Origin of the sequence: Robertmurraya korlensis (assembly GCF_023715225.1) — a bacterium.
GTDB lineage: Bacteria > Bacillota > Bacilli > Bacillales > Cytobacillaceae > Robertmurraya_A.
In genome coordinates this window covers 167,450-191,310 of record NZ_JAMBNS010000004.1, presented here as the reverse complement: position 1 = coordinate 191,310, position 23,861 = coordinate 167,450, and the positions used below count along the sequence as shown (strand labels likewise).

General features: G+C 38.5%; 31 protein-coding genes. 7 read left to right on the top strand and 24 right to left on the bottom strand.

Features of this window, described 5'->3' with window-relative positions:
- The 7 genes from M3175_RS09625 to M3175_RS09595 form a co-directional block, all read right to left on the bottom strand.
- Entirely contained in the window at window positions 1-447 is a 447-nt protein-coding gene (locus M3175_RS09625) for a hypothetical protein (RefSeq protein WP_251518380.1), read from the bottom strand.
- A 158-nt stretch (window positions 448-605) separates the two neighbouring features.
- Window positions 606-923, bottom strand: a complete 318-nt coding sequence (ppnP, locus tag M3175_RS09620; RefSeq protein WP_251518378.1) for a pyrimidine/purine nucleoside phosphorylase — start codon at window positions 921-923, stop codon at window positions 606-608.
- A 100-nt stretch (window positions 924-1,023) separates the two neighbouring features.
- Complete coding sequence (locus tag M3175_RS09615) at window positions 1,024-1,185, bottom strand: hypothetical protein (RefSeq protein ID WP_251518376.1); 162 nt, start codon at window positions 1,183-1,185, stop codon at window positions 1,024-1,026.
- 39 nt (window positions 1,186-1,224) lie between these two features.
- Window positions 1,225-1,587 (bottom strand): DUF4181 domain-containing protein, encoded by a 363-nt coding sequence (locus M3175_RS09610; protein WP_251518374.1) that lies wholly within the window; start codon window positions 1,585-1,587, stop codon window positions 1,225-1,227.
- A gap of 166 nt (window positions 1,588-1,753) precedes the next feature.
- On the bottom strand, window positions 1,754-2,323 hold the full coding sequence (locus M3175_RS09605) for a polysaccharide deacetylase family protein (protein WP_306663949.1): 570 nt from the start codon (window positions 2,321-2,323) through the stop codon (window positions 1,754-1,756).
- 219 nt (window positions 2,324-2,542) lie between these two features.
- Window positions 2,543-3,280: a hypothetical protein gene (locus M3175_RS09600; protein WP_251518370.1), complete on the bottom strand. Its 738-nt coding sequence runs from the start codon at window positions 3,278-3,280 to the stop codon at window positions 2,543-2,545.
- A complete protein-coding gene (locus tag M3175_RS09595; protein WP_251518368.1) occupies window positions 3,270-3,776 on the bottom strand; it encodes an RNA polymerase sigma factor in 507 nt (168 codons plus the stop codon). Before M3175_RS09595 ends, M3175_RS09600 begins: the two co-directional genes overlap by 11 nt.
- A gap of 285 nt (window positions 3,777-4,061) precedes the next feature.
- Here M3175_RS09595 and M3175_RS09590 point away from each other — a divergent pair, with 285 nt between their 5' ends.
- Genes M3175_RS09590 through M3175_RS09580 form a run of 3 tightly spaced genes read left to right on the top strand, consistent with a single transcriptional unit; the run spans window position 4,062 to window position 5,100 of the window.
- A complete protein-coding gene (locus M3175_RS09590) occupies window positions 4,062-4,436 on the top strand; it encodes a DUF2089 domain-containing protein (RefSeq protein ID WP_251518366.1) in 375 nt (124 codons plus the stop codon).
- Window positions 4,437-4,826 (top strand): SHOCT-like domain-containing protein, encoded by a 390-nt coding sequence (locus M3175_RS09585; protein WP_251518364.1) that lies wholly within the window; start codon window positions 4,437-4,439, stop codon window positions 4,824-4,826.
- The gene (locus M3175_RS09580; RefSeq protein WP_251518362.1) at window positions 4,798-5,100 is read left to right on the top strand and encodes a hypothetical protein; all 303 of its coding nucleotides are present in this window, start codon (window positions 4,798-4,800) and stop codon (window positions 5,098-5,100) included. Before M3175_RS09585 ends, M3175_RS09580 begins: the two co-directional genes overlap by 29 nt.
- A gap of 63 nt (window positions 5,101-5,163) precedes the next feature.
- Here the strand turns inward: M3175_RS09580 and M3175_RS09575 are convergent, their stop codons facing one another.
- The 15 genes from M3175_RS09575 to M3175_RS09500 all read right to left on the bottom strand — a co-directional run bounded on the left by M3175_RS09575 (window position 5,164) and on the right by M3175_RS09500 (window position 16,253).
- On the bottom strand, window positions 5,164-6,150 hold the full coding sequence (locus M3175_RS09575) for a phosphotransferase (RefSeq protein ID WP_251518360.1): 987 nt from the start codon (window positions 6,148-6,150) through the stop codon (window positions 5,164-5,166).
- Between the two features lie 210 nt (window positions 6,151-6,360).
- The gene (locus M3175_RS09570) at window positions 6,361-6,645 is read right to left on the bottom strand and encodes a CPBP family intramembrane glutamic endopeptidase (protein ID WP_251518358.1); all 285 of its coding nucleotides are present in this window, start codon (window positions 6,643-6,645) and stop codon (window positions 6,361-6,363) included.
- A complete protein-coding gene (locus M3175_RS09565) occupies window positions 6,624-6,926 on the bottom strand; it encodes a hypothetical protein (RefSeq protein WP_251518355.1) in 303 nt (100 codons plus the stop codon). The genes M3175_RS09570 and M3175_RS09565 overlap by 22 nt, the downstream gene beginning before the upstream one ends.
- Window positions 6,927-6,933: 7 nt before the next feature.
- On the bottom strand, window positions 6,934-7,062 hold the full coding sequence (locus M3175_RS09560) for a programmed cell death 2 domain-containing protein (RefSeq protein ID WP_251518353.1): 129 nt from the start codon (window positions 7,060-7,062) through the stop codon (window positions 6,934-6,936).
- Window positions 7,059-7,568: a hypothetical protein gene (locus tag M3175_RS09555; RefSeq protein ID WP_251518351.1), complete on the bottom strand. Its 510-nt coding sequence runs from the start codon at window positions 7,566-7,568 to the stop codon at window positions 7,059-7,061. The genes M3175_RS09560 and M3175_RS09555 overlap by 4 nt, the downstream gene beginning before the upstream one ends.
- Window positions 7,568-8,011 (bottom strand): MarR family winged helix-turn-helix transcriptional regulator, encoded by a 444-nt coding sequence (locus M3175_RS09550; protein ID WP_251518349.1) that lies wholly within the window; start codon window positions 8,009-8,011, stop codon window positions 7,568-7,570. The genes M3175_RS09555 and M3175_RS09550 overlap by 1 nt, the downstream gene beginning before the upstream one ends.
- A gap of 167 nt (window positions 8,012-8,178) precedes the next feature.
- Window positions 8,179-9,435 (bottom strand): hypothetical protein, encoded by a 1,257-nt coding sequence (locus tag M3175_RS09545; protein WP_251518347.1) that lies wholly within the window; start codon window positions 9,433-9,435, stop codon window positions 8,179-8,181.
- Window positions 9,436-9,447: 12 nt separating this feature from the next.
- A complete protein-coding gene (locus M3175_RS09540; RefSeq protein WP_285852238.1) occupies window positions 9,448-9,975 on the bottom strand; it encodes a GNAT family N-acetyltransferase in 528 nt (175 codons plus the stop codon).
- A 26-nt stretch (window positions 9,976-10,001) separates the two neighbouring features.
- Complete coding sequence (locus M3175_RS09535) at window positions 10,002-10,217, bottom strand: hypothetical protein (RefSeq protein ID WP_251518343.1); 216 nt, start codon at window positions 10,215-10,217, stop codon at window positions 10,002-10,004.
- Window positions 10,218-10,669: 452 nt separating this feature from the next.
- Window positions 10,670-11,998, bottom strand: a complete 1,329-nt coding sequence (locus tag M3175_RS09530) for a 6-phospho-beta-glucosidase (RefSeq protein WP_251518341.1) — start codon at window positions 11,996-11,998, stop codon at window positions 10,670-10,672.
- Window positions 11,995-12,321 carry a PTS lactose/cellobiose transporter subunit IIA gene (locus M3175_RS09525; RefSeq protein WP_251518339.1) on the bottom strand — a complete coding sequence of 109 codons (327 nt, stop codon included), beginning with the start codon at window positions 12,319-12,321 and terminating at the stop codon, window positions 11,995-11,997. Before M3175_RS09525 ends, M3175_RS09530 begins: the two co-directional genes overlap by 4 nt.
- Before the next feature lie 13 nt (window positions 12,322-12,334).
- The gene (gene chbG / locus M3175_RS09520) at window positions 12,335-13,081 is read right to left on the bottom strand and encodes a chitin disaccharide deacetylase (protein WP_251518337.1); all 747 of its coding nucleotides are present in this window, start codon (window positions 13,079-13,081) and stop codon (window positions 12,335-12,337) included.
- 19 nt (window positions 13,082-13,100) lie between these two features.
- On the bottom strand, window positions 13,101-14,414 hold the full coding sequence (celB, locus tag M3175_RS09515) for a PTS cellobiose transporter subunit IIC (RefSeq protein ID WP_251518335.1): 1,314 nt from the start codon (window positions 14,412-14,414) through the stop codon (window positions 13,101-13,103).
- Between the two features lie 12 nt (window positions 14,415-14,426).
- Window positions 14,427-14,732, bottom strand: coding sequence for a PTS sugar transporter subunit IIB (locus M3175_RS09510; RefSeq protein WP_251518333.1), 306 nt, complete (start codon window positions 14,730-14,732; stop codon window positions 14,427-14,429).
- Window positions 14,733-15,770: 1,038 nt separating this feature from the next.
- On the bottom strand, window positions 15,771-16,253 hold the full coding sequence (locus M3175_RS09500; RefSeq protein ID WP_251518331.1) for a hypothetical protein: 483 nt from the start codon (window positions 16,251-16,253) through the stop codon (window positions 15,771-15,773).
- A gap of 116 nt (window positions 16,254-16,369) precedes the next feature.
- On the opposite strand from M3175_RS09500, the gene M3175_RS09495 reads away from it, so the two are divergent.
- A complete protein-coding gene (locus M3175_RS09495) occupies window positions 16,370-17,656 on the top strand; it encodes an ATP-binding protein (RefSeq protein ID WP_251518329.1) in 1,287 nt (428 codons plus the stop codon).
- A 30-nt stretch (window positions 17,657-17,686) separates the two neighbouring features.
- Window positions 17,687-18,955, top strand: coding sequence for an MFS transporter (locus M3175_RS09490; protein ID WP_251518327.1), 1,269 nt, complete (start codon window positions 17,687-17,689; stop codon window positions 18,953-18,955).
- Between the two features lie 26 nt (window positions 18,956-18,981).
- On the opposite strand, the gene M3175_RS09485 is transcribed toward M3175_RS09490, so the two are convergent.
- Complete coding sequence (locus M3175_RS09485; protein WP_251518325.1) at window positions 18,982-19,755, bottom strand: SDR family oxidoreductase; 774 nt, start codon at window positions 19,753-19,755, stop codon at window positions 18,982-18,984.
- Between the two features lie 233 nt (window positions 19,756-19,988).
- Between M3175_RS09485 and M3175_RS09480 the strand changes: the two genes are divergently transcribed.
- Window positions 19,989-20,936: a nucleoside hydrolase gene (locus tag M3175_RS09480; protein WP_251518323.1), complete on the top strand. Its 948-nt coding sequence runs from the start codon at window positions 19,989-19,991 to the stop codon at window positions 20,934-20,936.
- 74 nt (window positions 20,937-21,010) lie between these two features.
- On the opposite strand, the gene M3175_RS09475 is transcribed toward M3175_RS09480, so the two are convergent.
- Window positions 21,011-23,053, bottom strand: a complete 2,043-nt coding sequence (locus tag M3175_RS09475; RefSeq protein WP_251518321.1) for a methyl-accepting chemotaxis protein — start codon at window positions 23,051-23,053, stop codon at window positions 21,011-21,013.
- Between the two features lie 208 nt (window positions 23,054-23,261).
- On the opposite strand from M3175_RS09475, the gene M3175_RS09470 reads away from it, so the two are divergent.
- On the top strand, window positions 23,262-23,654 hold the full coding sequence (locus M3175_RS09470; protein WP_251518320.1) for a hypothetical protein: 393 nt from the start codon (window positions 23,262-23,264) through the stop codon (window positions 23,652-23,654).
- Window positions 23,655-23,861 lie beyond the last annotated feature (207 nt).

Below are 23,861 nucleotides of genomic sequence, written 5' to 3'. Positions count from 1 at the left end.
TTATACTCCTCTCCGATAGTGATACAGTTTTGTAGCCGATCCAGTCACATCGGAAACGAAGCCCGAAATGATCAGAATCAGGAACATAACGTGCAACGGCTGGTAGAAAATCAATGATCCCATGGCAAAAAGGAAGCCGATGACAAACACAAAAAACGAATTTCGGAATGCTTTCAAGTCGATTAACTTATCGAGTTCATCCGCAAATTTTGGTTCCTTTTCTCTGGTTGTTATTCTGAAAATGATGTTAAATATAATGCTGATTACGATGTGGGCGACAATTGAAACAACCGTCAAGACGAGGACAAAGCTACCCCAAAAGCGAAAAACTTCAGGAGACTCTAGTCCTCCTTCAGGATACTGAGGATACATATACAAACAATAAAACCCAAAAATGAGAATAGCACTAATCAACGATACGATACTCTTCTTTTCTTGATACGTCATAATAAACCTCCCTTGTCAATTTACTTTTACATCATGTTAAACTCCTTATACATAATGTATAGTAAACTTTACATATAGTCAAGAAAATTTTACCAAAAAGGCCGTTACACTACCTAATTGGATAGTGTAACGGCCTTTTTGATGATGTATTTAGGAATTTACTCCTCAGAAAGATAAGAACAACAATAATCCACAACCGAATGAACTTTTAAAGAAAAGCTTTCGTTTGCAGGCACATAAAACACGCCGTTATTTTCGATCGTTTGCCATTCTTGTCCCTGTAATTTATAGTCAAGTACTCCCGCTTGAATATCCATCTCTTCTTTTTGAGATGTTGAAAATTCATATTCTCCTGGAAGCATGATACCTAACGTTTTTCGAGTACCATCTTGAAAAACTACCGTTCTACTTGTTACCTTTCCCTCAAAGTAAATATTTGCCTTCGTAGAGATTGTTACATTCGTAAATTCTGCCATTGGATCCATCCTCTCCCTTTTCTGTCCTCATTTAATCATAAAAACTTCCGTCGGGAAACAAAAAGTTGAGAGTTCAATGGTCTATTATTCAATTAATTTCTTAACCAGCTAGCAAGGGAACGATGATCACAGAAAAACCTACACTGATTAAAAATGTAATAAGCCAATCCCTTTTCTCTGTCTTTTTAAAAAGAAGATTTAACACGGAACTAATCAAAAAACATACGAAGAAAACGAAAATTACCATAGTGATTGATACCATAAGAATAGCCCCCTCCTGAAACTGAGTCTCGAATGATTACTATAACTCTATAAAACGTTCAATATTTAATATGAAAATTAGAGTTACTAATACCATAATAATCGTAGTAATATACTGTTTTGAATTCTTCAGATAAACATATTCTAAGATAGCTTCAAAACCCCCTAAAAGGATAAGGTAACCCATCCAAAACTGCTTTTTTATAAGGAAGGAATCATTATTTACAACAGACCATAAGGCACTTAAAAAAATAACGAGAATGATACCTCTACCCCATTGATCAATTTTTTTCCCAGGTGTATCAGAGATTTTCTTTTTTTCTACTTTAAGGAACTTATTTAATAGTTTTTCTAATGCAAAAAGCAATAAAAGCAGAACCGCTAGAAGTAAAATAAATTTCATCCTATTCCCTCCTTTGCACGAGTTGGTCACTTGCTTATTTACGCTTACAAAGGAAAAAGGTTTCAATCTAACCATCGTTGATTAAAAAAGAATATTGGCTTCACTTGTTATTATTTCCAAAAAGAAAAGCTGCCTGGTTAGCAGCTGATTCATCCATATATAATTCTCATTTTCCCTCAACAATCTTTCCAAATTCATCAAGAGTAGTGGAATACTTAATGTACATTCTTGGCAAATAGTAAAGCTCATCTTTCATACCTTTCTCAGAAAAAAGTTCAGGAGTTGTCGTAAGTCCAAATGAATAGAATTTATTGGTTTCTCCTACCACCTGTTTATCCGTATTTCCATATGGGTAAGCAAGAGCGATCACAGGTTTACCCGTTATGTGTTGAATTTTTTCTTTAGACTTCTTTAGTTCATATTCAAAATTAGTTATTTTCGTCAGATCAGGGTGTGTTGCCGTATGTGACTGAATCGAGACCACTCCCGAATCAACCATCATTTTGAGATCTGATTGAGATAATCGGTTGGACCGGCCGATAAAGTCAGAAAGTACAAACACCGTAGCTTTTGGTTGAAATTTTTCGTTTTTTAGTTTTTGAAAAATGTTATATGCATTTAAATTGTTTTTGTATCCGTCATCAAAGGTAATGAAAATTGGTTTTTTAACTTTCTTTCGGTCATCCCATTGTTCAAACGTTAATAGTGTAAACCCATGATCACGTAAATATATCATTTGTTTCTCAAAATTTCCAGGTGTTACATATAACTCCTTCGAGCCCTGCCCCTTAAATTCATCGATCGAATGATATATTAAAATAGGGACTTTTTGTTGTGCGAAAACATGTAATGGAGGCAGTACGATAAGAAAACACAGGAAAAACAGGGCACTCTTTTTCATAAATCTCCTCGCTTTTATACCTTTTCCAATTAGTGTTCCGCAATTATTTGTTCTCTATCTCTCTTTATTTGTTTGAAGTGGATGGTTTGCTAAAATGTTTTCTACTTCTTCGTACCCCTCTAAAAAGGCAAAATTATATCTAGCTGGAAGCGCAAAAACATACTCCTTATTTTGCCCTAACATCGTTGGACCAATTGGTGCAGCTCCTATATGAAATTCCCCTTTTTCAAGTGAAGACCATTGAGTAAGAGTAAAAATCAAGATCGGAATATCTTGTCTTGGTTTTGCCTCTGACCATTGAGGATGCCTAATAGAGAGAATCGGTCCATGTTCCATTGGATTATTTTGTTCTGAAATACCTTCCCAGGAATCCGATACAATCTGGTAATTACTCCAACTTTTTGGCAGTGTAAAAGTAAAGCCATATTCTGTATTTTCATAAAGAATGTCTGTGACATTATTTTCATTCTGATCACTAGTCTCTTTTTCATCATCCACTATATTTTCATCTGTTGTCGTGTGTTCATTTTGATCTGAACTAGATGGACGATCTTCATTTATTGGAAATGTAAGAATGGCGAAAATCACGAGGGTGGCAACACTAGCTAAACCTAATGAAATTTTTTTCATGATGGTCACTCTCTTTTTCTTTTTTTCATAGGAAATCGCAAATTGAATTAGGTTTTCATGGATCGTATCTTGGGCATCTTTAGTGAACTTTTTATTATAATCCGGTTTTGGTAAGGAACGAATGGTTTTCTCTAAATCATGAAATCTCTCATTATCTTTCATATAGAAACTCCTCCTTTGCTTTTTGTAGTGCCTTTAATGCACGATGATAGGTTATTCGAACCTTATTTTCATTCCAATGTAATATGGATGCGGTTTCAGATACAGAAAGTTCTTTAATTCCTCTAAGGATAATAACATCTCGATAATTTGCTTTTAAAGACTGAATCGCTTGGTATAGGATCCGGTTATTTTCATTTAGATGAAGAATGTTTTCCGGTGTTTTCATTTCCGTATGCTCTTCCCAAAACAATAACTTTTGCTTCATTCTTACACGCTTCCTTTTTCTCATTTCATCCATCCCCACATGGCGCGCAATCGAAAAAAGCCAGGTTTTAGGACTCGATTTTTGCTGATACGTATCAAAGCCTTTAATAGCTCGGATAAAAACTTCCTGCACCAGATCTTCTACATCACTCGATCCAATGTAATAAATCAAAAAATGATAAATATCTTTGTTATACAAGTAAAACCACTCGGAAATTTTATTGCTAATCATCAGCTGGTCAACTCCATTTTCCCTCCGATTTTTTATCCTCATCAATTAGTCGATTGACAGCCACATTTATTTCACATTTTTACAAAATATTTATTCTGGGATCCGCGTTAAAAATTTCACAACCTCAAACCTTTTCTAAAGGTACCCCTTAAAAATCAATTTATTTAATAACAAAATTAAATTAATTGATTTTCGATAAATAAAATTTAAAATTTTTTAATTAATGTATTTAATTCTCGAAACACTTGATGTATATTTGTAATATAAATAATGAAGGAGGGAATTATGGCATATCCGCTTATTTCAGAGTGTCCTGTTTGTGATAAGCAATTAAAAATCACAAAGCTACAGTGTACTCATTGTCATACCACCATTGAAAATGAATTTGAACTCTCTAATTTTGCAACTCTTGGCAAGGAACAGCTTAGTTTTATTGAAACTTTTCTAAAGTGCCGTGGAAATATTAAAGAAGTTGAAAAAGAACTTGGAATATCCTATCCCACTGTAAGAGGGAAATTGGATGACATTATCTCTTCCCTTGGATATTCCACCACTAAGAAGACTGAAAAAATTGATCGAAAAAAAGTAATCTCAATGCTGGAAAAAGGCGAAATAACAGCCGAAGAAGCGATTGGGATATTAAATGGGGAGGAATCCTAAATGAGTGACGAAATTTCAAGAGTATTAACCATGGTTGAAGAAGGAAAGTTGAACAAAGAGAAGGCTGCTGAATTAATCGGTGTATTGCAAGGAAAGGATAATCAGGTTGATCTAAATAAAAGGACCGCAGACTCCTACTTAAACAAAATGCTAAAAATTCGTGTGACTTCTGAAGATGGTGACAATGTAAACGTGAATCTGCCAATAAAACTCATAAAAGCTGTTTTAAAGGTAGGAACCAATATTGCTAAAATGATTCCCGAATCCGAAAAGTATGTAAAGGATATCGACGTGGAACTTTTAATTGAAGCTATTGATAATGAATTGGACGGACAAATTGTAGATGTTACCTCAGCAAAAGGTGACAAAGTACTGGTTATTATTGAGTAAGATGATCAAAATAACCATCAAAGTAAATGCGAAACGATTTATTATTCCAGTCCCGTATGCTCTTTTAGATCTATTCATTGGGATCCTCACTTCAAAGCGAATCCTGGTGCTTGTAAATCGTGCAATTGAAAAAAATTCAAAGAACAAATTTCAAGTTCCTTATATAAACAAGAGTGATTTGAAGCCTTTACTAAGGGAACTTTCAAAGCAAAGAGGCCTAATGCTTGTTGAAACAAGCCTTAAGGATGGAACAGAGGTTTCTATTAGATTATAAAGCACAATTCCTTCATTTGGAATTGTGCTTTTTTCTGGTTGGACCAGTAAAATGGCGGTCATCTTACCTGAATTTTTCTTGATGTATTAAAATCCACGAAACTCTTCGTGCAGCCTTACGAATATACTTCTTAACCGTCTCAATGGAGTCAACTCCGTCCCAATATCGGCCAAGAAAATGGATAAATACATCTAAACTTCGAAGCTGAATTAAAAGCGGAAGAGCATTCATTTCTTCTTCTGTCAGCTTAATTCTACTTCCATAGCCCGATAGGAAAGATTCAATCTTTTTGAAAATAATCTTTTCATCCTCTGTATCATCTATAAAGTCGGAAAGTGACACCGCAACTTCCATTACTCGTAAATCATGGGTAACAAATTCAAAATCAAGAATGGCGGAAATACTTCCATCTCTAGCAGTAAGAATGTTAGAAGCATTTAAATCTCCATGGACGAGCCGGTGAGGAAGCCTTTTTAAAAACGGGATTCTGTTTTGAAATGAAACTAGTTGTTTGTGGATCATTAATAATTCTTGAGCTAATTCCACAAAGTCCTCTGGTGGATTTAGGGAAAAATCATTAATCTGATCTAGAGAACACTTTGGGTGTGTACTATCCATGTCATAATAAGGTCTATATACCGGCCGTTGTTTTACACTCACCTTGGCAAGTGCTTCAGTAAGTTGACCAGTCGCCTTACCAAATGAATATATTTGTTCAAAGGTTTTTAGGTCAGGATTCACCCCATTAAGAAACTTAAATAATCCTGCAAGTGATCCGGATTGAGTTTTGACAAGGGTTTGCCCATCTTTTGTCCTCACTGGTACTGGAAAGGATAAGGGAAGCTGCTGTTCTTTTAATGCAAGCAATACAGCATGCTCAAAGTTTACCTTCTCTTCATCTTGATGAGTTTCATAAATTCTTAGCACGTATTTCTTATTGGCTGCCAGAATAAATAGAGTTGTATTGTTTTCCCCACTCGGCCCGGGAACAACCTCCCATTTTTCAATCGGGAAGTACAAAGGTACGATTTCTTCAATATATTTTTTCATCTTATTCAAAAATCCTTTTCAAAAGCTTTGTTTTCATTTGTAAATTTGCCTTCCTTCACCCGTAGACTGACCTCATAAAGACTTATTAAGTTTATTCCGAACCATTCTTATTTGTCAGTATATAACCAGCAACAAGTATGACCGCAATAACTGAGGTGATTACAGAATATCTAAAAATAGAAAAGAAGTTTCACTTACTTGAGAAAAACATCATGCCTCGTCATCCCCAATCTTTCCTACATAATCGATGAGGAAGTGCAAAATCATCAGAGGGACAATTGAGTCTAATCCCATATATAAAATAGCAAAAAATAAGCCGAACAAGGAGGTTTTGATCACATTCAGAAATCCCTGATACGTGTGAGCCAAACCGAATAACAAGGAGGATAGAATGAACACCATCCACACAGAAAAGGACGGAAATAGCTGAGTAAGAGCAAAAATTAAAAATCCTCGGTAAATAATTTCTTCTGTTATTCCCGCTGTCCATGACACATAGAATGAGGCAAGATGTCTTTAAACGGGATTTTCTCGTGCTCTCTTTTCTTTAGTTCAACCATTTCGGTTCTCATTTTTCTACTAACCTTTGAACCTACTAAATAATATATGAGGCTAACCATATAGATTCCGGCTAGACCGAAAGCAAAATAAGTGACCCACGGACCTAAAGTTGAGGTATTAATGGTAATTCCTTTAAGGCCGATATCTTGGAGGCTCAAAGGTCGAAATGTAGTTCCTACTAAGATTATAACGGTCGGAATCCAAAGTCCGAGCATGACTTTTTTATAAATACTTCACTCTCTCTTCCGGGTTTTGCGCGACTCTCCGTTTAAACTTTTGAAAATCATAATATCCATAGACAGGTTCGTAAGTCACGAGAAATAGAAGGACGATCCAATAGAAAAGACTCATTGATTTCCCCTCCTTTGATTCACCAGTTCGTAAAAGGCTCGTTCATCGTCGACGGTAAAAAAGATACGTTGAATGCTCTTGTTTTTGAATTGCATAGGCTCTGCTAAAACGAGTTCAAAAGTCGGTTCGTCAAACCCTAATAACGAGAGATCGAGTACTTCTTTATTTTTTCGGTCATTCTCAAAGTTCAATTTTCCACTCTTGATCTCTAAGATGGTTGGAAGCTGAATATGAACAGCTGGGCGTAGTCCTACGTTTATGACGAGTTCTTCGTTTTGAAGGATGATTGGGTTCTTGCTGACCGCTCGTAAATCAAGGATGAGGAATAAAATAGTAGAGACCGATAAAAATAGATGAATCCAATGAAGAACGGGGCTCCATTTGTAAAGGAGATAGGATACCCCCACCGTTTCAAGCATACATACACAAATCATCGCAATGATAAACCCCGTGTACCCGGACTTCTTATGATACGTGAATTGCTGATTGACGACAGCCGTCTCCATTACCCTTCATCTCCTCTCACGACAATTTGGTGGAGCTTTTTCAAAATTTCGTGATACTTGATAATATCCTCTTCTGGAAGCTGCAGAAAGTATTTTTCTAACACCCTTTCGTCAATCGCAGTCATTTCGTTAAAAAACGCCTCTCCCTTTTCATCAAGTAACACAAACACCTCTCTTCGGTTATTCTTGTTCACCTCCCGTTTCACGTACTGCTTTTTCTCCAGCTTTTGGATCAACTGACTGGCTGCACTTGGGGTTCCACTGATGATATCGGCAACTTCGTTCATCGTCAGTTGTTGTTTCTTCTCTAGAATGCTTAAAACGAGAGATTGCTTCTGGGATAACTCATTTTCGTCGAGTAGCTTTTTGTATTCGTTGAGAAACACAAATTTAATGTCTTCTGAAAAACGATTGGCTTCGATGAGCATTTGTTTTAGATCCATAGTGTCACCTTCTAATGGTTATTATTATCAATTGTTTAGTTTTTTAAATTATTAAGTTCACTTAAATTTTACACCATATTTTCCCTGGAATCTATACAAAAATGGAAATGCTTTCAATAAAAAACTGAAGACCGAATATAGTCTCCAGCTTTGGATAGTTACAAATATTATTTCAGATCTTTCTTTAAAGGCAGCAGTTGTTCCGTTTCAAATAAGTATTTTAAAAGATTGTCATAGTCATCCGTTTGAAATACCAATTCTTCGGTATTAAACACAAATATCGATGGACTTTTAATGGAGGAAAGTGACTTCTTACTGGTGATCTGGTCAATTAACGTTAAATCTTCTCTTTGTGGGTTTTTAAAGGGGTTAATGAATGCAGTATCTCCTATGACTAATAGGGATAGATTGTCTTTTGTGTTTGATAACCAGTCTTTATTCAAAAGAATTTGATCGGGCTCCTCAAGCACCTCTACTTTTTCAACGATTTCCTGATAAGGAAGTTCGTTATTTAAGTTTGCTATCTCGAGTTGAATTTTTTGACCTACTCTTATCCCAGGATCCATAAGATAAAAAGGATAGTTATCTACATAAACGAACCCAAATTCCCGATCTACTTTCGTTACCATCCCCTCCATCGTTTTTTTACTCACATAAGTATGATCTTTAATATATCGCAACAAAGGTTCAACGGAATCGGTTCGAAAAACTTCTTTTTCTTGGTTAAACAGTAGATACATAGGAGCACTATGAATCTGTAGCTCCGGATAATAATTTCGAGCCATTTCTAAATGGACATTCCCCTTAGTTTCCATTAAAAAATTCGGAGATGCTTCTGAGATTTGTTGTCTTATTGTTGTATCAATCTCTGATTCTCCACTGTAAACGCCTAGTAAGGAATAAAATCCTTTATTGACTGGTAAATACTCTTTCTCAGGAGGATTGGCTTCAACGTTTAATGGGACGATATACTCCGCCCGCCTGCCATTTTTCCAGAAAGCTTTTAACGATAGAGTTAGTACGCTCGGATAATTTCCTAAAAAGCTAACGTTTTCATCATTAAACATACTCGGAATGGGATACTTAGCCTTTCCCGTCGGATCATATGCACCTTTTGATAGGTATAAAGGTTCCTTACCTTCTGGAAAATCAATATGAAGTTGATCCCGATATTCCACTCTTTTAAAATTGACTTCTTTAAGATCAGCTAGTTCCTTTTTCACCTCTCCGTCATTCCATGTATACGAACCTAGAAATACCTCGGTTTGTTGCTCTCCTAAAGAAACGACAGGTATCGGAGGCTTCTCTTCTTTGTATACCTTTTGCTTGTCAAAATAAATCATAACTCCAGTGACCATGGTTAATCCAACCACCCAAAGTAGAACCTTTTTATACTCTAGCTTTATCTCAGTCTTCTTATCCAACCTCAGTCCTCCCTATTGGTATTCTTCTTTAAGAATTCCGTATTGAGCCAGATCATAGTACTCGCCGAAGCGTGATACATGCTGTCTGAGGGTTCCTTCGTATTTTAGTCCGATTTTCTCCATGATTCTCCACGAACCTGGGTTTGTGGTAAAGCTTTGGGCATAAATTCGATTGAGTTCAAGTACGTCAAATCCATATTGAAGAAGAGCTTTTGCGGCTTCCGTGCCGTACCCTTGTCCCCAATAAGGCTTGCCGACCCAGTACGCAAGCTCGCCACGGTTAAAGGTGGAGTTGATGCTAATGGCCATAAGTCCGATTAACTCGCTCGTATCTTTTTTAGTAATACCATAAGTGACCAGTTTCCCCTGGATCTCAGATTCTCTAACACTATGAATAAATATCAATGCGGAGCCCTTTGGATAGGGATGAGGAATATTCAAGGTCGTTTTCGCCACATCGTAGTCTCCTGCTAAATCTTCAATTCGCAGGGCGTCGGTTGTTTCTAGCTTCCTAAGGATTAATCTTTCGGTTGATAGCAACACTAGCGCCACTCCCTTCTTTAAATTTAAGCTCCTAATACCCAGTGAAAAACCTTTGTATAAGCAAAGGGCAGGCATATAGCAACGATTGATCCAACAGTCACGGAGGAACCAACGTACAAGATTAGTTGGCGAAAACTAATTTCTTTACGCTTATAAGCGATATGTAACACTTTGATCATGAATGATACGGTCATCAGGATAATAAGGGCTGAAAAAATACTAGCCATGATAACAGGCATACTGGACCGAACCTCCTTTGCATTTCCTTGATGTAAATTTTACCATTTTTGATATATGAAGAACAGTTTTAATGAGTTTTTACTAGTTTTGTATCCACAAATGACTAATTTTTAGTATTTGTATGTGCTAAACGCTAACTTAGTTCACTCATTCTACTAGATTATGGAATTTACACGTCATAATTCCGAAATTAGTTCACTAATTCTACTAAATTCTGGAACTCATATGTCCTAAATCACAACTTAGTTCACCCAACCCACTAGATTCTGGAATTCTCACGTTCTAAATCCAAACTTAGTTCATTCATCCCACTAAATTCTGGAACCCACACGTCCTAAATCCAAACTTAGTTCTCTCACCCACCTAGATTCTAGAACTCACCCATCCTAAATCCAAACTTAGTTCCCTCTCCACACTAATTTCTGGAATACAACAAAAAAACGACGTGTTTTTACACGCCGTTAACTTTAAAAAATTGAGGCAGATGCTCCTTATGCGCCTCTAACATTTCGTCCAAGATCTCTTTCGCAGCGGTATCCGACGGTATTAGCGGGTTGATGCACATGGCAAGTAACGCGGTCGCATAGTCACCGGTCACTGCAGCCTCAGCTGCTACTCGTTCAAATGATTTGATTTGCTGAACCAATCCGCGAACCGCAACTGGGAGGTCTCCCATCGTAATCGGGCGTGGCCCGTCTTTAGTGATAATGCAGCTTACTTCCACGGCCGAGTCGTACGGAATGCTAGCGATCGCACCGGCGTTCATTGTATTAACTGGCTGGATGTCCCCTTTATCATTATAAATAGAAGTAATGAGTCGCACGGCTGCATCGGAATAATACGCGCCTCCCCTTTTTTCGAGCTGTGGTGGCTTGATATCTAAATTTTCATCCTTGTATAACTCGAACAAGTCTTTTTCGAGCCGTTGAACGACTTCGGCTCGCGTTCCTTCTTTTTCGGCACTTTCAAGTGTTTTGTCGACCATCGTTTTTGTTTTGTAATAATACATATGATACGGACATGGAAGAGCATTCAAAGCCTTCAAAAACTGTGGCTCCCAGCCGTAACCTGGGATGTTTTTCACAAAACTTGTGTTGTTCGGGTCCGTTAACAGGCTGAATACCTTTTCCTTTACACTCTCTCCGTCTACAAACACATCCAAACCATACACCATATGATTGAGCCCTGCAAAATCAATGCGGATACGGGAGTGTTCCACACCCAATAGCTTTGCAATCCCCATCTCCATTCCAATTGGTACATTACAGAGCCCGACGACTTTTTTAATAGACGAATACCGTAAAACCGCTTCTGTCACCATACCAGCTGGGTTTGTAAAATTGATCAACCACGCGTTTGGACATAGCTCCTCCATGTCGCGACAAATATCTAAAATCACAGGAATCGTTCGTAATCCCTTAAACAAGCCTCCCGGACCATTTGTCTCCTGACCGAGTACGCCGTATTTTAACGGAATTCGCTCATCCTTCGCGCGGGCTTCTAGCAATCCAACCCGGAATTGAGTTGTCACAAAGTCCGCATACTTTAACGCTTCCCGGCGATCCAATGTTAAATGTACATCAATGGGAAGCCCTGCTTTTTTCACCATTCGTTTCGCTAGATTTCCGACAATTTCGAGCTTCTCTTTCCCTGCCTCGATGTCGACTAACCAAAGCTCACTGACCGGGAATTCGTCGTATCGTTTAATAAATCCCTCCACTAATTCTGGAGTATAACTTGATCCTCCGCCAATCGTGGCTATCTTCAATTTTTTGGTCATGCTTCACCCTCCTGTGAACACCCTAATGTTTCATACAAATCCACAAATTCAGATGCCAAATCCTTTACAACGATCGCGTTCATTAAATGATCCTGTGCATGAACCATTAATAGCGAAACTGTAGATGGACCTTCTCTAATTTCTGATTGAATAAGACTTGTTTGTATCTTATGTGCTTCATGTAACTCATCCGCCGCTTCCTGAAGCTTGGCTCGTGCTCTCGCAAAATCTCCAGCCTTCGCTGCAATGATCGCCTCCATCGAAGAACTCCTGCCGTTTCCCCCATGTAAAATGATTTGAAACACAATTTGTTCTTGCTCCATGTTTCTCCCCCTCTTACTTGAATACGTTTTTGTATGTAACAAGCTCGATGTGGTTATCCTCAATCATCTGTTTGACTTCAGGGTTGGTTAAAATCAATAACTCCCGTGCACGCTGGACATTGTACGAACTGCCCGTTAGTACTTCTTCGTCAATATACGCTGGGTGACACATGATTTCTGCGGTTTCAAAGGAAGTGGACTTCACTACTAAGTCTATGAGAGAAGTGGGAGTTAATGTGTTTCCATAAAATTCATACAGGAAGGTTTCGGTTGTTTGAAGTAGCTGGTTGCTTGGATGACTGTCATCCGCTGACACTTTTCGGATAGGAAGCTTGTAGTTTCTGGCCAATTTTTCCACAATCGGATAAACCATTTCCTTTCCATGAACATGATGATGCCCGTCCAAATGCGTTGGAGATAAACCATACTTGAAAAATTGCTCGACTTGAGCATTGAGTTCTTTTTCGATATCGGTAAGTTTTGCTTTTTCCAGCATTTCTTCCATTTTGTAAAATCGGCCCGTCTCATCGACAAGTGATGGAACGTTTGGGTGGACAGGATACCCACAATCTAAAACCAGATGAATCCCAACTCCCAACCCTGGATGGGCAAGCGCTAGAGCTGCAGCATGTGCAGCTCCAGGCATATTGACCATCATTGTGGTTGAGGAGACGACTCCGTGTTTGTACGCTTCGAGAATTCCGAGATTGACTCCTTTCGAGTACCCGAAATCATCGGCGTTGATTACTAACTTTGTCATAAGCTCCTCCTAACATGCTTTAATTCCCTTGTTCCTCGGCATATTTCTGGCGATCCCACATTCTAAAGAATGGATAGTAAATCGCAAAAGTTACGCAGAAGTTAAAGAGTTGCAAAAGGGCTCCAGAAATCTTCCCTCCAGTTGCTAAATAACCTCCAATGATTGGTGGCATCGTCCATGGCACAGCAATACCGGCTGGTTTCGCCACAAGACCGGTGCTCATCGCGATATACGTCGTAATAACGATTGTTAATGGGGCTAAAATGAACGGCACAATCATGAGCGGGTTCATTACGATTGGCATCCCGAACGTGATCGGTTCGTTAATATTGAAGAGTCCCGGTCCGAACGCTAACCGTCCGAGCTGCTTCATTTGTTGACTTCGAGCCCGAAGTAACATCATGACGACAAGCGCGAAGGTCGCACCCGATCCACCGATATACACGAACAGGTCAAAGAACTGAGCCGTGAAAATATTTGGTAACTCTTCCGCTCCCTCTTGGAAAGCAAGACGGTTTGCATCCGTTGACGCTAACCAAATCGGCCCCATAACGCCACCTACGATAGAGGCACCATGTAACCCACAGGACCATAAGAGTTGTACAAGGAATACAGCTACTAAACTACCAATCAAGCTTCCGCCGAGCACACCCAATGGCTTCCCAAGAAGCTCTCCGACAATATTGTGTAAACTACCAAAATCGGTATTTTCTACGATAATACGTAAAATCCAAACTACAAAAATAACAATCGCACCTGGAATTAACGCAACGAACGATTTACTAACTGCGGGAGGAACCCCGTCAGGTAGTCTGAATACAATATTCTTCTGGATAATGTATCGATAAATTTCAGTAGACAGCATCGCGATTAACATCGCAACAAATAATCCTTTACTTCCCATTAAGGCAGCAGGAATCGCTCCGCCAACCATGACGGCTTCTGATGCTCCTTCTGCTAAAAAGGACACTTGAAATGGAGTGGCAAGTAGGAAGGCAGAAACCGAAATCGCACCTGCAGACAATGGTTCCACATTGTACTTCTCCGCTAATCGGTAGGCAATCCCAAATCCGGCGATGAGCGCCATGATGTCGAATGTCGCACCCACAGGATAGAGCAGCTTTGTGAGCCACTGGTCCCCAAACGTATTCGCCATGAATTCTTCATAGCCAGGAATCGGTAAAAATCCGAGTATTAAGAAAATCGAACCGACGATAATAAGAGGCATCGTTAAAATAAGTCCATCACGCAACGCTTGTAAATGACGCTGTCCGGCAATGCGTCCAGCCACTGGCATTACCTTATTTTCCAACACATCCGTAAATTTGCTCATTCCAATCACTCCTTATTTGGTGACTAACTGTTTTGCAAATTTCAACACTTCGGCGCCATTACATGTTCCATAGTGCACGGTATTAATCATGTCCACCGGAATCCCTTTTTCCTGGCCTAGTTTTTTCAGTTGAGGCAGCATGTAGCGAACCTGCGGACCCACGAGCAGCACGTCTGCGTTATCGACGTGATTTCGAACCACATCCGCGGATACCGCCCAAATTTTTGCCTCTAACCCCTGTTCCTCCGCGGACTTCTCCATTTTCGTCACTAATAGACTCGTAGACATTCCCGCGGCACAGCATAATAAAATCCTCACTCTGTCCCCTCCCTTTCGTTTCATATCTAGCTGGATGATTCTCGGTGTATTTCATTTTATGTTGAAACCGTTTTCATATTCTTCTTTTCCCAACTCTGAGTGAAAAAAATGGTTCTAAATTGGAGAGCTTGCGATTTATATGGAGATGGGAGTGGGAGTAACTGTGGAATGTAGCGGATATGTGTGATGGTAAGATCTTCATTGCCCCGATGAAGATTATTTTAAACCTAAAACTATGCCGTAACATCTTTCATCCCCCTCATGAAGAAGGTTCCAACTATCAACTGGTAAATAATTAACATTGAACAACGACAACTATTATATTAATATAACAACACAAGCTGCATTGTTCGTATTCATAAGTAAGTTTTAACCTTTAAGCTGTAATAGGGAGTTTAACATTGAAACATGAATGACAAGTCTCCATCTATATGATTTGGAGGACAGGCAGGAATGTTTCTGCGGACACCCACTTTGAGGAGTGGTGGTTTAAAACTTTCTTACACTACGTACGGCAAAGGCGGCGCTACATACGAAAACCAGTTTCCCTCGGGAAGCTGGTTTTTTTATAGTCCAATTAAGGTTACAGAGATTACTGTTACCTCGCAAATGGGACTAGAAAATGCTGTGTTTTTTATTTACAAAACCACGTTTTTCTTTTGATTTGGTTCTGCAATTATTCATTGATGATTTTGTATAGGTAAGAGAATGAATAGGCGGAGAATTTCCGGCTAATGTATATAGAGGACGCTTAAGAAGCAGAAATAAGCGGAGGAATTCCGGTTAACTGCTCCAAATAAGCCAAAATTCAAAGATTTGGATCACATAAGCGGAAAAACTCCGCTTATTCTTAAGGAAATAGACGTATTTCCCAATTTAAACGGAATTTTTCCGGTTATTTTTCAAACACAGTGAATCAACTTCAGTTTTATAACAGTACCTTGGCCATAAAATGCATTATGGCACTGCTCCAAGTTCTTTTTTTTCACTTTTTCATTTATCCTCATGTAACGTAATACAAAAAATCATATCTCGTTTTTAAAATCCAGCCCAAACCATCCCCATACATACGAGCCATACTCCAATAGGTATACACAAACTCTTCAACGCTTGTCCCCAGGGGTAATGAGGCTTATGTCTTTTTAATAGACGATCAGTAATAAAAAATAGGACGGAGGCTCCAAGGCTAATCCACTTTAATATGGACCCGAAGAGAATATGTAAAATTCCTGAAACCACCCATTCGGTCGTTTTATTCTGTTTGGTAATAATCTCACTAATCTTGTCACTAACCATCGATGTACTTACTCCGTAAACTAAAATAACCGGAAAGCTGTACATCATATAAAAAGGAATGCTCGTAATAGCTGAAACCAAATACTCTTGGCTTCCTCCTTCACCGAGTGTATTAAAAATACATCCAAAAATAACCGCAAAAATAGACCCCGAAATGGACGCAGCAATGATTTTTCTAGGTAAAATTTCTATCACTCTCCCTCTACTTTTATTTTTATCTATCATAACATAAATTTCCATATTATAATTTAATATGAATGTAAGACAAAATATGTTAATGTTTTTTCTAATCACCCTATATATAATAGAATCAAATGGTTGAATTTGTCGGAGGAAGTCTCATGGAAATCACTCAACACTTCTTTTTTAATCTTTCCTTAATCATCATTCTTTTGTTCTTTGCCCTTGTATGGTCAGCCAAAATGAGAAATTTTTCAATATCGAAACGTTTTTCATTGTTTTGGGGTATTGTTCTCCTATGGTCATGCTTCCAATTTTCTTACCATCCCGTTCCACATATCTCAATGGATTTACGAGAGCTTCCCGTGTTGATTGGTGGACTTTATTTAGGTATTGGACCCATCCTTTCGATCATGGTTATTTTTATTAGAGGGTTATATGGAATCGATGCAGGATTTTATGCCAATATCGGTCTTTATTTGCCTTTAGCTCTTTTCTTTTGGAAAATTTACCCCTGGTTTTGGAATCAGCGATCATCTCGTCGGGTCCTCATTTCCATCTCATTCGGTATTGTACTTAGTATCATAACCCTATCTAGCTTGGAATATATGAATTTAGATGTCAATCGATTAGATGCATACATAGCGTATCTACTTGTACCTAATTTAGGAATCGCCATGATTTCCATCACAAGTGAGTTTGTAATAAAGAATTTCCATTTACAAAATCAATTAATTAAATCAGGTAAACTAGAAGTCGTCGAACAAATGGGCGCTGCCATCTCCCATGAGATTCGAAATCCCCTTACCTCAGCAAAAGGGTTTGTGCAATTGCTTTTAGAAGGTCCACAAACTTCTCAAAAACATACCGAGTATCTTAAAATCATTTCACATGAATTGATATTAGCTGAACAGGTCATAAAAGATTATCTAACCTTTTCAAAACCATCATTAGAACAAGTGGAACCCATTGATGTTAGTAAGGAACTTACTCTTATTGTTAAAATGCTTCAACCAACAGCCAATCAAAATTCTGTTGAAGTAATCACTCACATTGAAAAAGAAGGACATATTATCGGAGATCGACTGAAGTTTCACCAATGCCTTTTGAATGTGATAAAAAACGGAATTGAATCCATGCCTACGGGTGGACAGTTAATCATTCGTACAGAGACGAGCAAAAGAAATGTGTCGATATCAGTCATTGATCACGGAATAGGAATGACAAAAGAACAACTAGATCGATTGGGAGAGCCTTATTATTCCACAAAAGGGTCAAAGGGTACGGGTCTTGGAATGATGGTAGTATACAGCATTGTGAAAGCCATGAATGGAATAATTCGTGTACAAAGCGAAGTAGGAATCGGGACAACCTTTCGTTTTATCTTTCCTTCGATCGCCGATCTTGGTGGCTTTTTTCGAAGTAAAACACCAAATGCTATTGAATAATATTCAAAATTCAGAAGGGATCTAATCTACATGAACAAGCAGGAAAGCAGCTACAGATGGGTCGTGTTTGGCACCGTCTTGTTTGCCTATTTTTTAATCGTCAGTCAACGAACTGCACCGGGGCTCATTACTGACCAGTTAATGACTGATTTTCAAGTTTCCGCCTCTCTCATAGGACTCATTACGGGTATTCAATTTTTGGCTTATGCAGGACTGCAAATTCCGGTGGGCTTGTTGTCTGATCGATATGGTCCTAATCATTTTCTGATTTTCGGAACCCTCCTTAATGGAATTGGAAGCATCATTTACAGTGTGGCTCCGAATGAGTATGTCTTATTGCTCTCTCGAATATTAGTAGGAATGGGAGACGCCACGATTTTTGTCAACTTTGTCTTAATTATGAATCAGTGGTTTAAAGTTCAAGAATTTATTAGTTTATTAGGTATTGTTTCGATGACAGCCAGTCTTGGATCCCTATCATCCACCGTTCCCTTCTCCGCATGGATTTCATTTTCCGGTTGGAGACCCCCCTTTCTTACCATCGGACTTATCTTAGTGGGAGCATCGGTTCTTCTCTATACCGTTCTCGTTTCAAAACCTAAAAAACTTTTTAAAGAAAGTCCAAGATCAAAAAAACGTCCAACCAAGAAGCGTGAAAGTGTTTGGGTCATTCTAAAGCGAGTATTTTCCACTCAGCAAGGGTGGGCCACATTCCTCTGCCACTTTGGAATCGTCGGTACCTATATCGGATTTATTGGTTCATGGGGTGTTCCTTATGGAATCCAAGTGTTTGACTTGTCACGTTCGGAGGCCAGTCAACTGATTATGTATTGTCTATTTGGCTCCATTATCGGTGGACCGTTAATCAGTTGGATTACAAGCAGATTAGATTCTATCAAAAGAGTTTACACCCTCATTCATATAACCGTCTTTTTTAGTTGGGGAGGACTATTTTTTGCTGGTGTGAATCCTTCCTTTTTCATGGTCGTGGCTTTGCTTTTTATCATTGGATTTGGAAATGGAGCGAGTTCATTAACATTTGCTGTCGTTCGAAAGTCGTTTCCAATCGAAGAAGTTGGTGTCGTATCAGGGTTTGCCAATACAGGCGGATTTCTAAGTGCCGTCTTATTACCTAGTATTTTTGGAAAAGTGCTAGATATTTTCCCTCAACACGCGATTCATATTGGCTATCATTATGGGTTTTTAATTCCTGTGCTTTTTTCCTTTATGGGATTGATTGGAGTTATGCTAATCAAAGAACCTAAAAAGGAAGAAAAGCGGGTTCTAAGCGTCACATAAAAGGCGGGATATTTCCCGCCTTTTTGTTATCTCTTAAATCCACCTTCTGAATGAATAATTTGCCCTGTGATCCAGTTTGCTTCTTCACTAATGAGAAATTTAATCGTTTTTGCCACATCCCTCGGCATCCCTACTCGACCGAAAGGAAACATGGGTGTTAACTGCTCTTTCAGTTCCTCGGTCATCCAGCCGGTATCCGTTGGCCCAGGGTTCACCGCATTCACTGTGATACCTAAAGCAGCCACTTCAGCCGACAGCGTAATCGTTAGCGCATCAATGGCCCCCTTTGTGGTAGCATACGCTACTTCACCTGGCATAGGTCCCTTAAATTGACCCGAAGTAAGATTAACAATTCTTCCACCCGTTTTTTTTTGAAATCTTTTAGCAAATGTGGTGCTAACTAATGTGGTTGCCCGAATGTTTACAAAATAATGTTTATCTAAATCTTCCAAGGTTAGATTTGAATAATCATTACTCGTAGAATAAGCGGCATTATTAATTAAAATATCAGGCTCTCCCAACTCTTCACAAACCTGATTGAGTAGTTGAGTAGGCGCATCATCTAGCGTTAAATCTAACTCCATACATCCTACCTTTACCCCTTTTTTCAACAGCTCTTCTTTTAATTTTATGGGCTCATCACTCTGTATACTCCACGGCATCGTTTGATCATAAGGTGTCCAGTATGTAAAAAACAGATGATAGCCATCTTCCGCTAACTCCTGACAAATAGCCGCGCCAATTCCTTTCAATCGACTAACCCCTGTAACAATCGCAATTTTATTTTTTAAATAGCTCATTTTATATTCCTCCATAAGAAAAATAGGTCAACTTAAAATATAAACACTCACTTTGCCAAATATATCCAACGCACCCATTTTACCAATAAAGTCTTGGCTTGAAAACGTATTTTTCGAGTTTCACACTCTCTCCTCTCTACCTCCGAAAAGGATGACCAAATCAACGTACAAGTCACGTGTTTTTATTGAGAGGTATATATTATAAAAAAGTCTTAGTAAAACAGGTGAATGAAATGAAGAAAGTTTTGCTATTTGGTGATCCAGGGATTGATGACGCAGTTGCCATTATCTACGCCCTATTACATCCAGATATAGAATTAGTGGGTGTGGTTACAGGATATGGAAATGTGAATGAAACACAGGCTGCTAAAAATGCCTCTTATTTGCTCCAATTAGGTGGGAAACAAGAAATTCCGATAATACGAGGGGCAAAAGGACCTTTTTCCGGAGAATTAGTAGAGTATTATCCTGAAATACATGGGCCAGAAGGGCTTGGACCGATACGTCCACCCGATACCTTTACAGCCAATATTCAGGATTTTTCTAGCATATTTAATATTATTGATACGTACAGAAACGAATTAACGATCGTTGATGTTGGTCGCTCGACCTCACTTGCAACCGCATTTATACTAGCAGGACCAGAGTTTATGAATCAAGTGAACTCCATGTATATTATGGGAGGGGCATTTAATCACCCAGGAAATGTAACGGCTTCGGCAGAGGCTAATTTTTATGGTGACCCAATCGCAAGTGATTTGGTCTTAGAAAAGGGAAAGAACATTACGATTTTGCCACTAAATGTTACGAATTATTCTCTTGTATCTCCTCAAATAGTAAACTATCTTTCCTCCCTTAACAGCAATCCTTTTACATCATTAATTAAGCCCATAATGGATTACTATATTGATGCGTATAATAAACTAATCCCTGGATTACAGGCTGCCGCAGTTCATGATGTTCTAACTCTATACTCCCTCGTCAGCCCTGAGTCCTTTCAATTCATTTCGAGAAGAGCAAGAGTTGACATTTCGAATTTTTCTAGGGGAACATCAAGTGCTGATTTCCGAGCAAAACCGGATGTCGAACCAGTGGAAACACTTGATAAAATCGCTTTATCTTTCAATTACAATGCCTTTATACAGAATTTTGTTTCTGTCATGTCATCGAGATTACAATAAAACCATGGAGCGAAAAATGATTAAAATTTATTAAAAAAGGAAAGATGGATGATTCCCATCTTTCCTTCTCTTCCTCACAGCTTAAATTTGGCAAGTTCCAGTTGAAGATCGGTTGCAATTTGAGCTAATGCTTCACTTGATGCCGTCATTTCTTGTACCATGGCAGCTTGTTCTTCCGTTGCTGCTGATACATTTTGAGCTTTTTCATCATTGGTTACAGCCAATTCGTTCACCGCATCTACTACGTTTTTCATTTGATCCACTTCTTTTAGGATATGAACGATCGAGTGATATACCTCTTCGGTATGCTTCGTCATATGGCCAATCGCATCATAAATTTGATGGAAGGATTGGCCTGTTTGTTCCACCACATGAATTCCTGACTGAGTAGACTCTGTGCTCGATTTCATAACTGATACGGAGGTGCTGATTTCATTCTGAATTTCGTGAATTAAATCCTTAATATCTCCAGATGCTTTACTTGACTGCTCTGCTAGCTTTCTCACTTCATCTGCCACAACGGCAAATCCCTTCCCATGCTCCCCAGCTCTCGCAGCTTCAATCGCTGCATTTAATGCCAGCAAGTTGGTTTGTTCCGCGATCGAATTAATTAAACCAACGATTTCTTCAATTTTTCTAGATTTGTTATCTAATTGATCAATTGATTGAGCTGTTTGTTGAACTGTTGAATGGATTTCATTCATTTGTTCAATGGCCCTTTTTACATCGTCCGTTCCATCATGGGCAAGAATCGATGTTTGGACAGAAGAATTTTTTACATTTTCTATATTAGTCGTAATTTGCTCCATACTTTGATATATAGAACTCGTACTAGTCTTCATTTGGCTTGTATATTGGTTTTGCTCATTATTATTCGCAGCAACATCTTGAATAGAGCCAGCCACTTCTGCCACTGAAGAACTTGTCTGTTCGGCACTCGCCGATAATTCCTCTGCACTTGCTGCTACTTGCTCTGAAGAGGAACGAATCGTATAAAACATTTGGTTCAAGTGACTTAATGCTTGGTTATAATGTTCACCCATTTGTCCCAGTTCATCACTTGATTTGATTTGGATTGGGTGCGTTAAATCACCCTCGGCAAGGAATCCGATTTTCTCAACAAATTGTTTCATCTTTTTTGACATGCTCGAACTAAATACAACAATTAAAGAAATAGATATTACTAAAAAGAATGCAGTGATACCAACTGATTTCATTAGCAAAGAAGTAACACCATCATATAGTTCACTTGCAGGGGCTACAGCAACCAGTTTCCAACCTGTTTCAGGAAAGCTAGAGTAAAAAGCCTCCCATTCCTGATTGTTTAATGTAAAAACCTTGGTTCCACTTTCATGATTTAGTACCTCTTCTCCAAGTAGTTTTAGCTCGGAATCATCCATGATATGATCTGTCATCGATTTTTCTTTATGGGCGATAAATTCTCCCGCTAAGCCTACAAGGAACAAATGGCCAGACTGTTCAAACTTTTGAGTGACAATCAAGTCTTGTATGGTTGTCAAATCATAATCTGCGGTAATATTTCCAATAAACTTCCCATCAACAAAAATAGGAACAGAAGCTGTAATTAACGTTTTATTTAATGCCTCATCGAAGTAAGGCGGTGACCAGGCGATCTTCCCTTCCCCGACTTCTTTCCCCTGAATATACCAATCTAGTTCCGGGTAATTATAATCAGCATTTTCATACTCCTCTGTGTAAGCAATCGCTTCACCATCTCTATAAACATACGGTCCAAAAAATTCAGTTTCCTGGCTATATTGGAATGGTTCCAACCAGATCCCTAGCCCGAACGTATTGGAGTTTAATTTGATGGTTTCTTCTAAGGTCTTTTTGTAATCTTCTTTTACTAAAGCATTCCCTTTTACCTTGTACAATGTAGCAATGGACTCAGCAAGCCTAGTATGGGCCGTAAAACCATGCTCCATTTCCTCTAAAACTTTTGCCATTTGGTTATTTACACTAGAATCTGTAAGCACCGTAATTTCCTTTTTCGAGCTAAAGAAGCTTAAGGTCGTGATTGCAATGGTTGAAATAAGAATAATAGGTAAAAACAAACCTAACATTTTCAGTTTAATACTACTTTTTCTCTTTATCATAACCTACCTCCAGGAAGTTGAGCTTGAATAAATATACATCTAAAACACTATCTAGTCCCCTCGTACCTTATATCGGCCATCTCCTACAAAACTTAATTTCCAATTCTTACAGGTGTGTGGTTGGAGGATAAAAAAGCTCAACTAACATATCTCCGTTCTCGATGAATAATATACAAAAGAGAGAACTAGCTTTAATAGGAGGATAAGAATGAAGAAAATTATTAGTTTTAAACTTGCAAGCACTAGTATCATAACCATCTGTACACTAGCCCTTTTCATGCATATACTGATCCTTTTTCAAGTTATTCCGTATCATTTTGTTTGGGGAGGACGACTAAACAGTTCGACTGACTTGTACATCTTTGAAACGATCTCCATCACGGTGCAAATCCTATTTCTCTTGGTAATCTTGATAAAAGCAGGATATATGTTCAAGGGAAAATTCAAAAGAGTTGTTAATATAGGAATTTGGACTATGTTTGTACTGATGATTTTAAATACGATAGGAAATTTAGCATCTAGTTCGTTATTTGAAACCATCATAATGACTCCAATCACCGCTTTACTTTCACTTTTCCTATTTCGAATCGGTATGGAGTAAGCTTCCATTCACCCTATGAATCACTCAGAGCGTCTTCATACCTCCGAATGATTCGGATACGACCTTCGAAAGAACATTTTCACCCTCTGAGTGATTCAAAAGCAACCTTCGAACCTAGGAAGATATACATCCGAATGATTCGGAAGTGACCTGCGAATCTAAGAATACATACCTTCGAATGATTCGGAATCACACTATACTTGGATA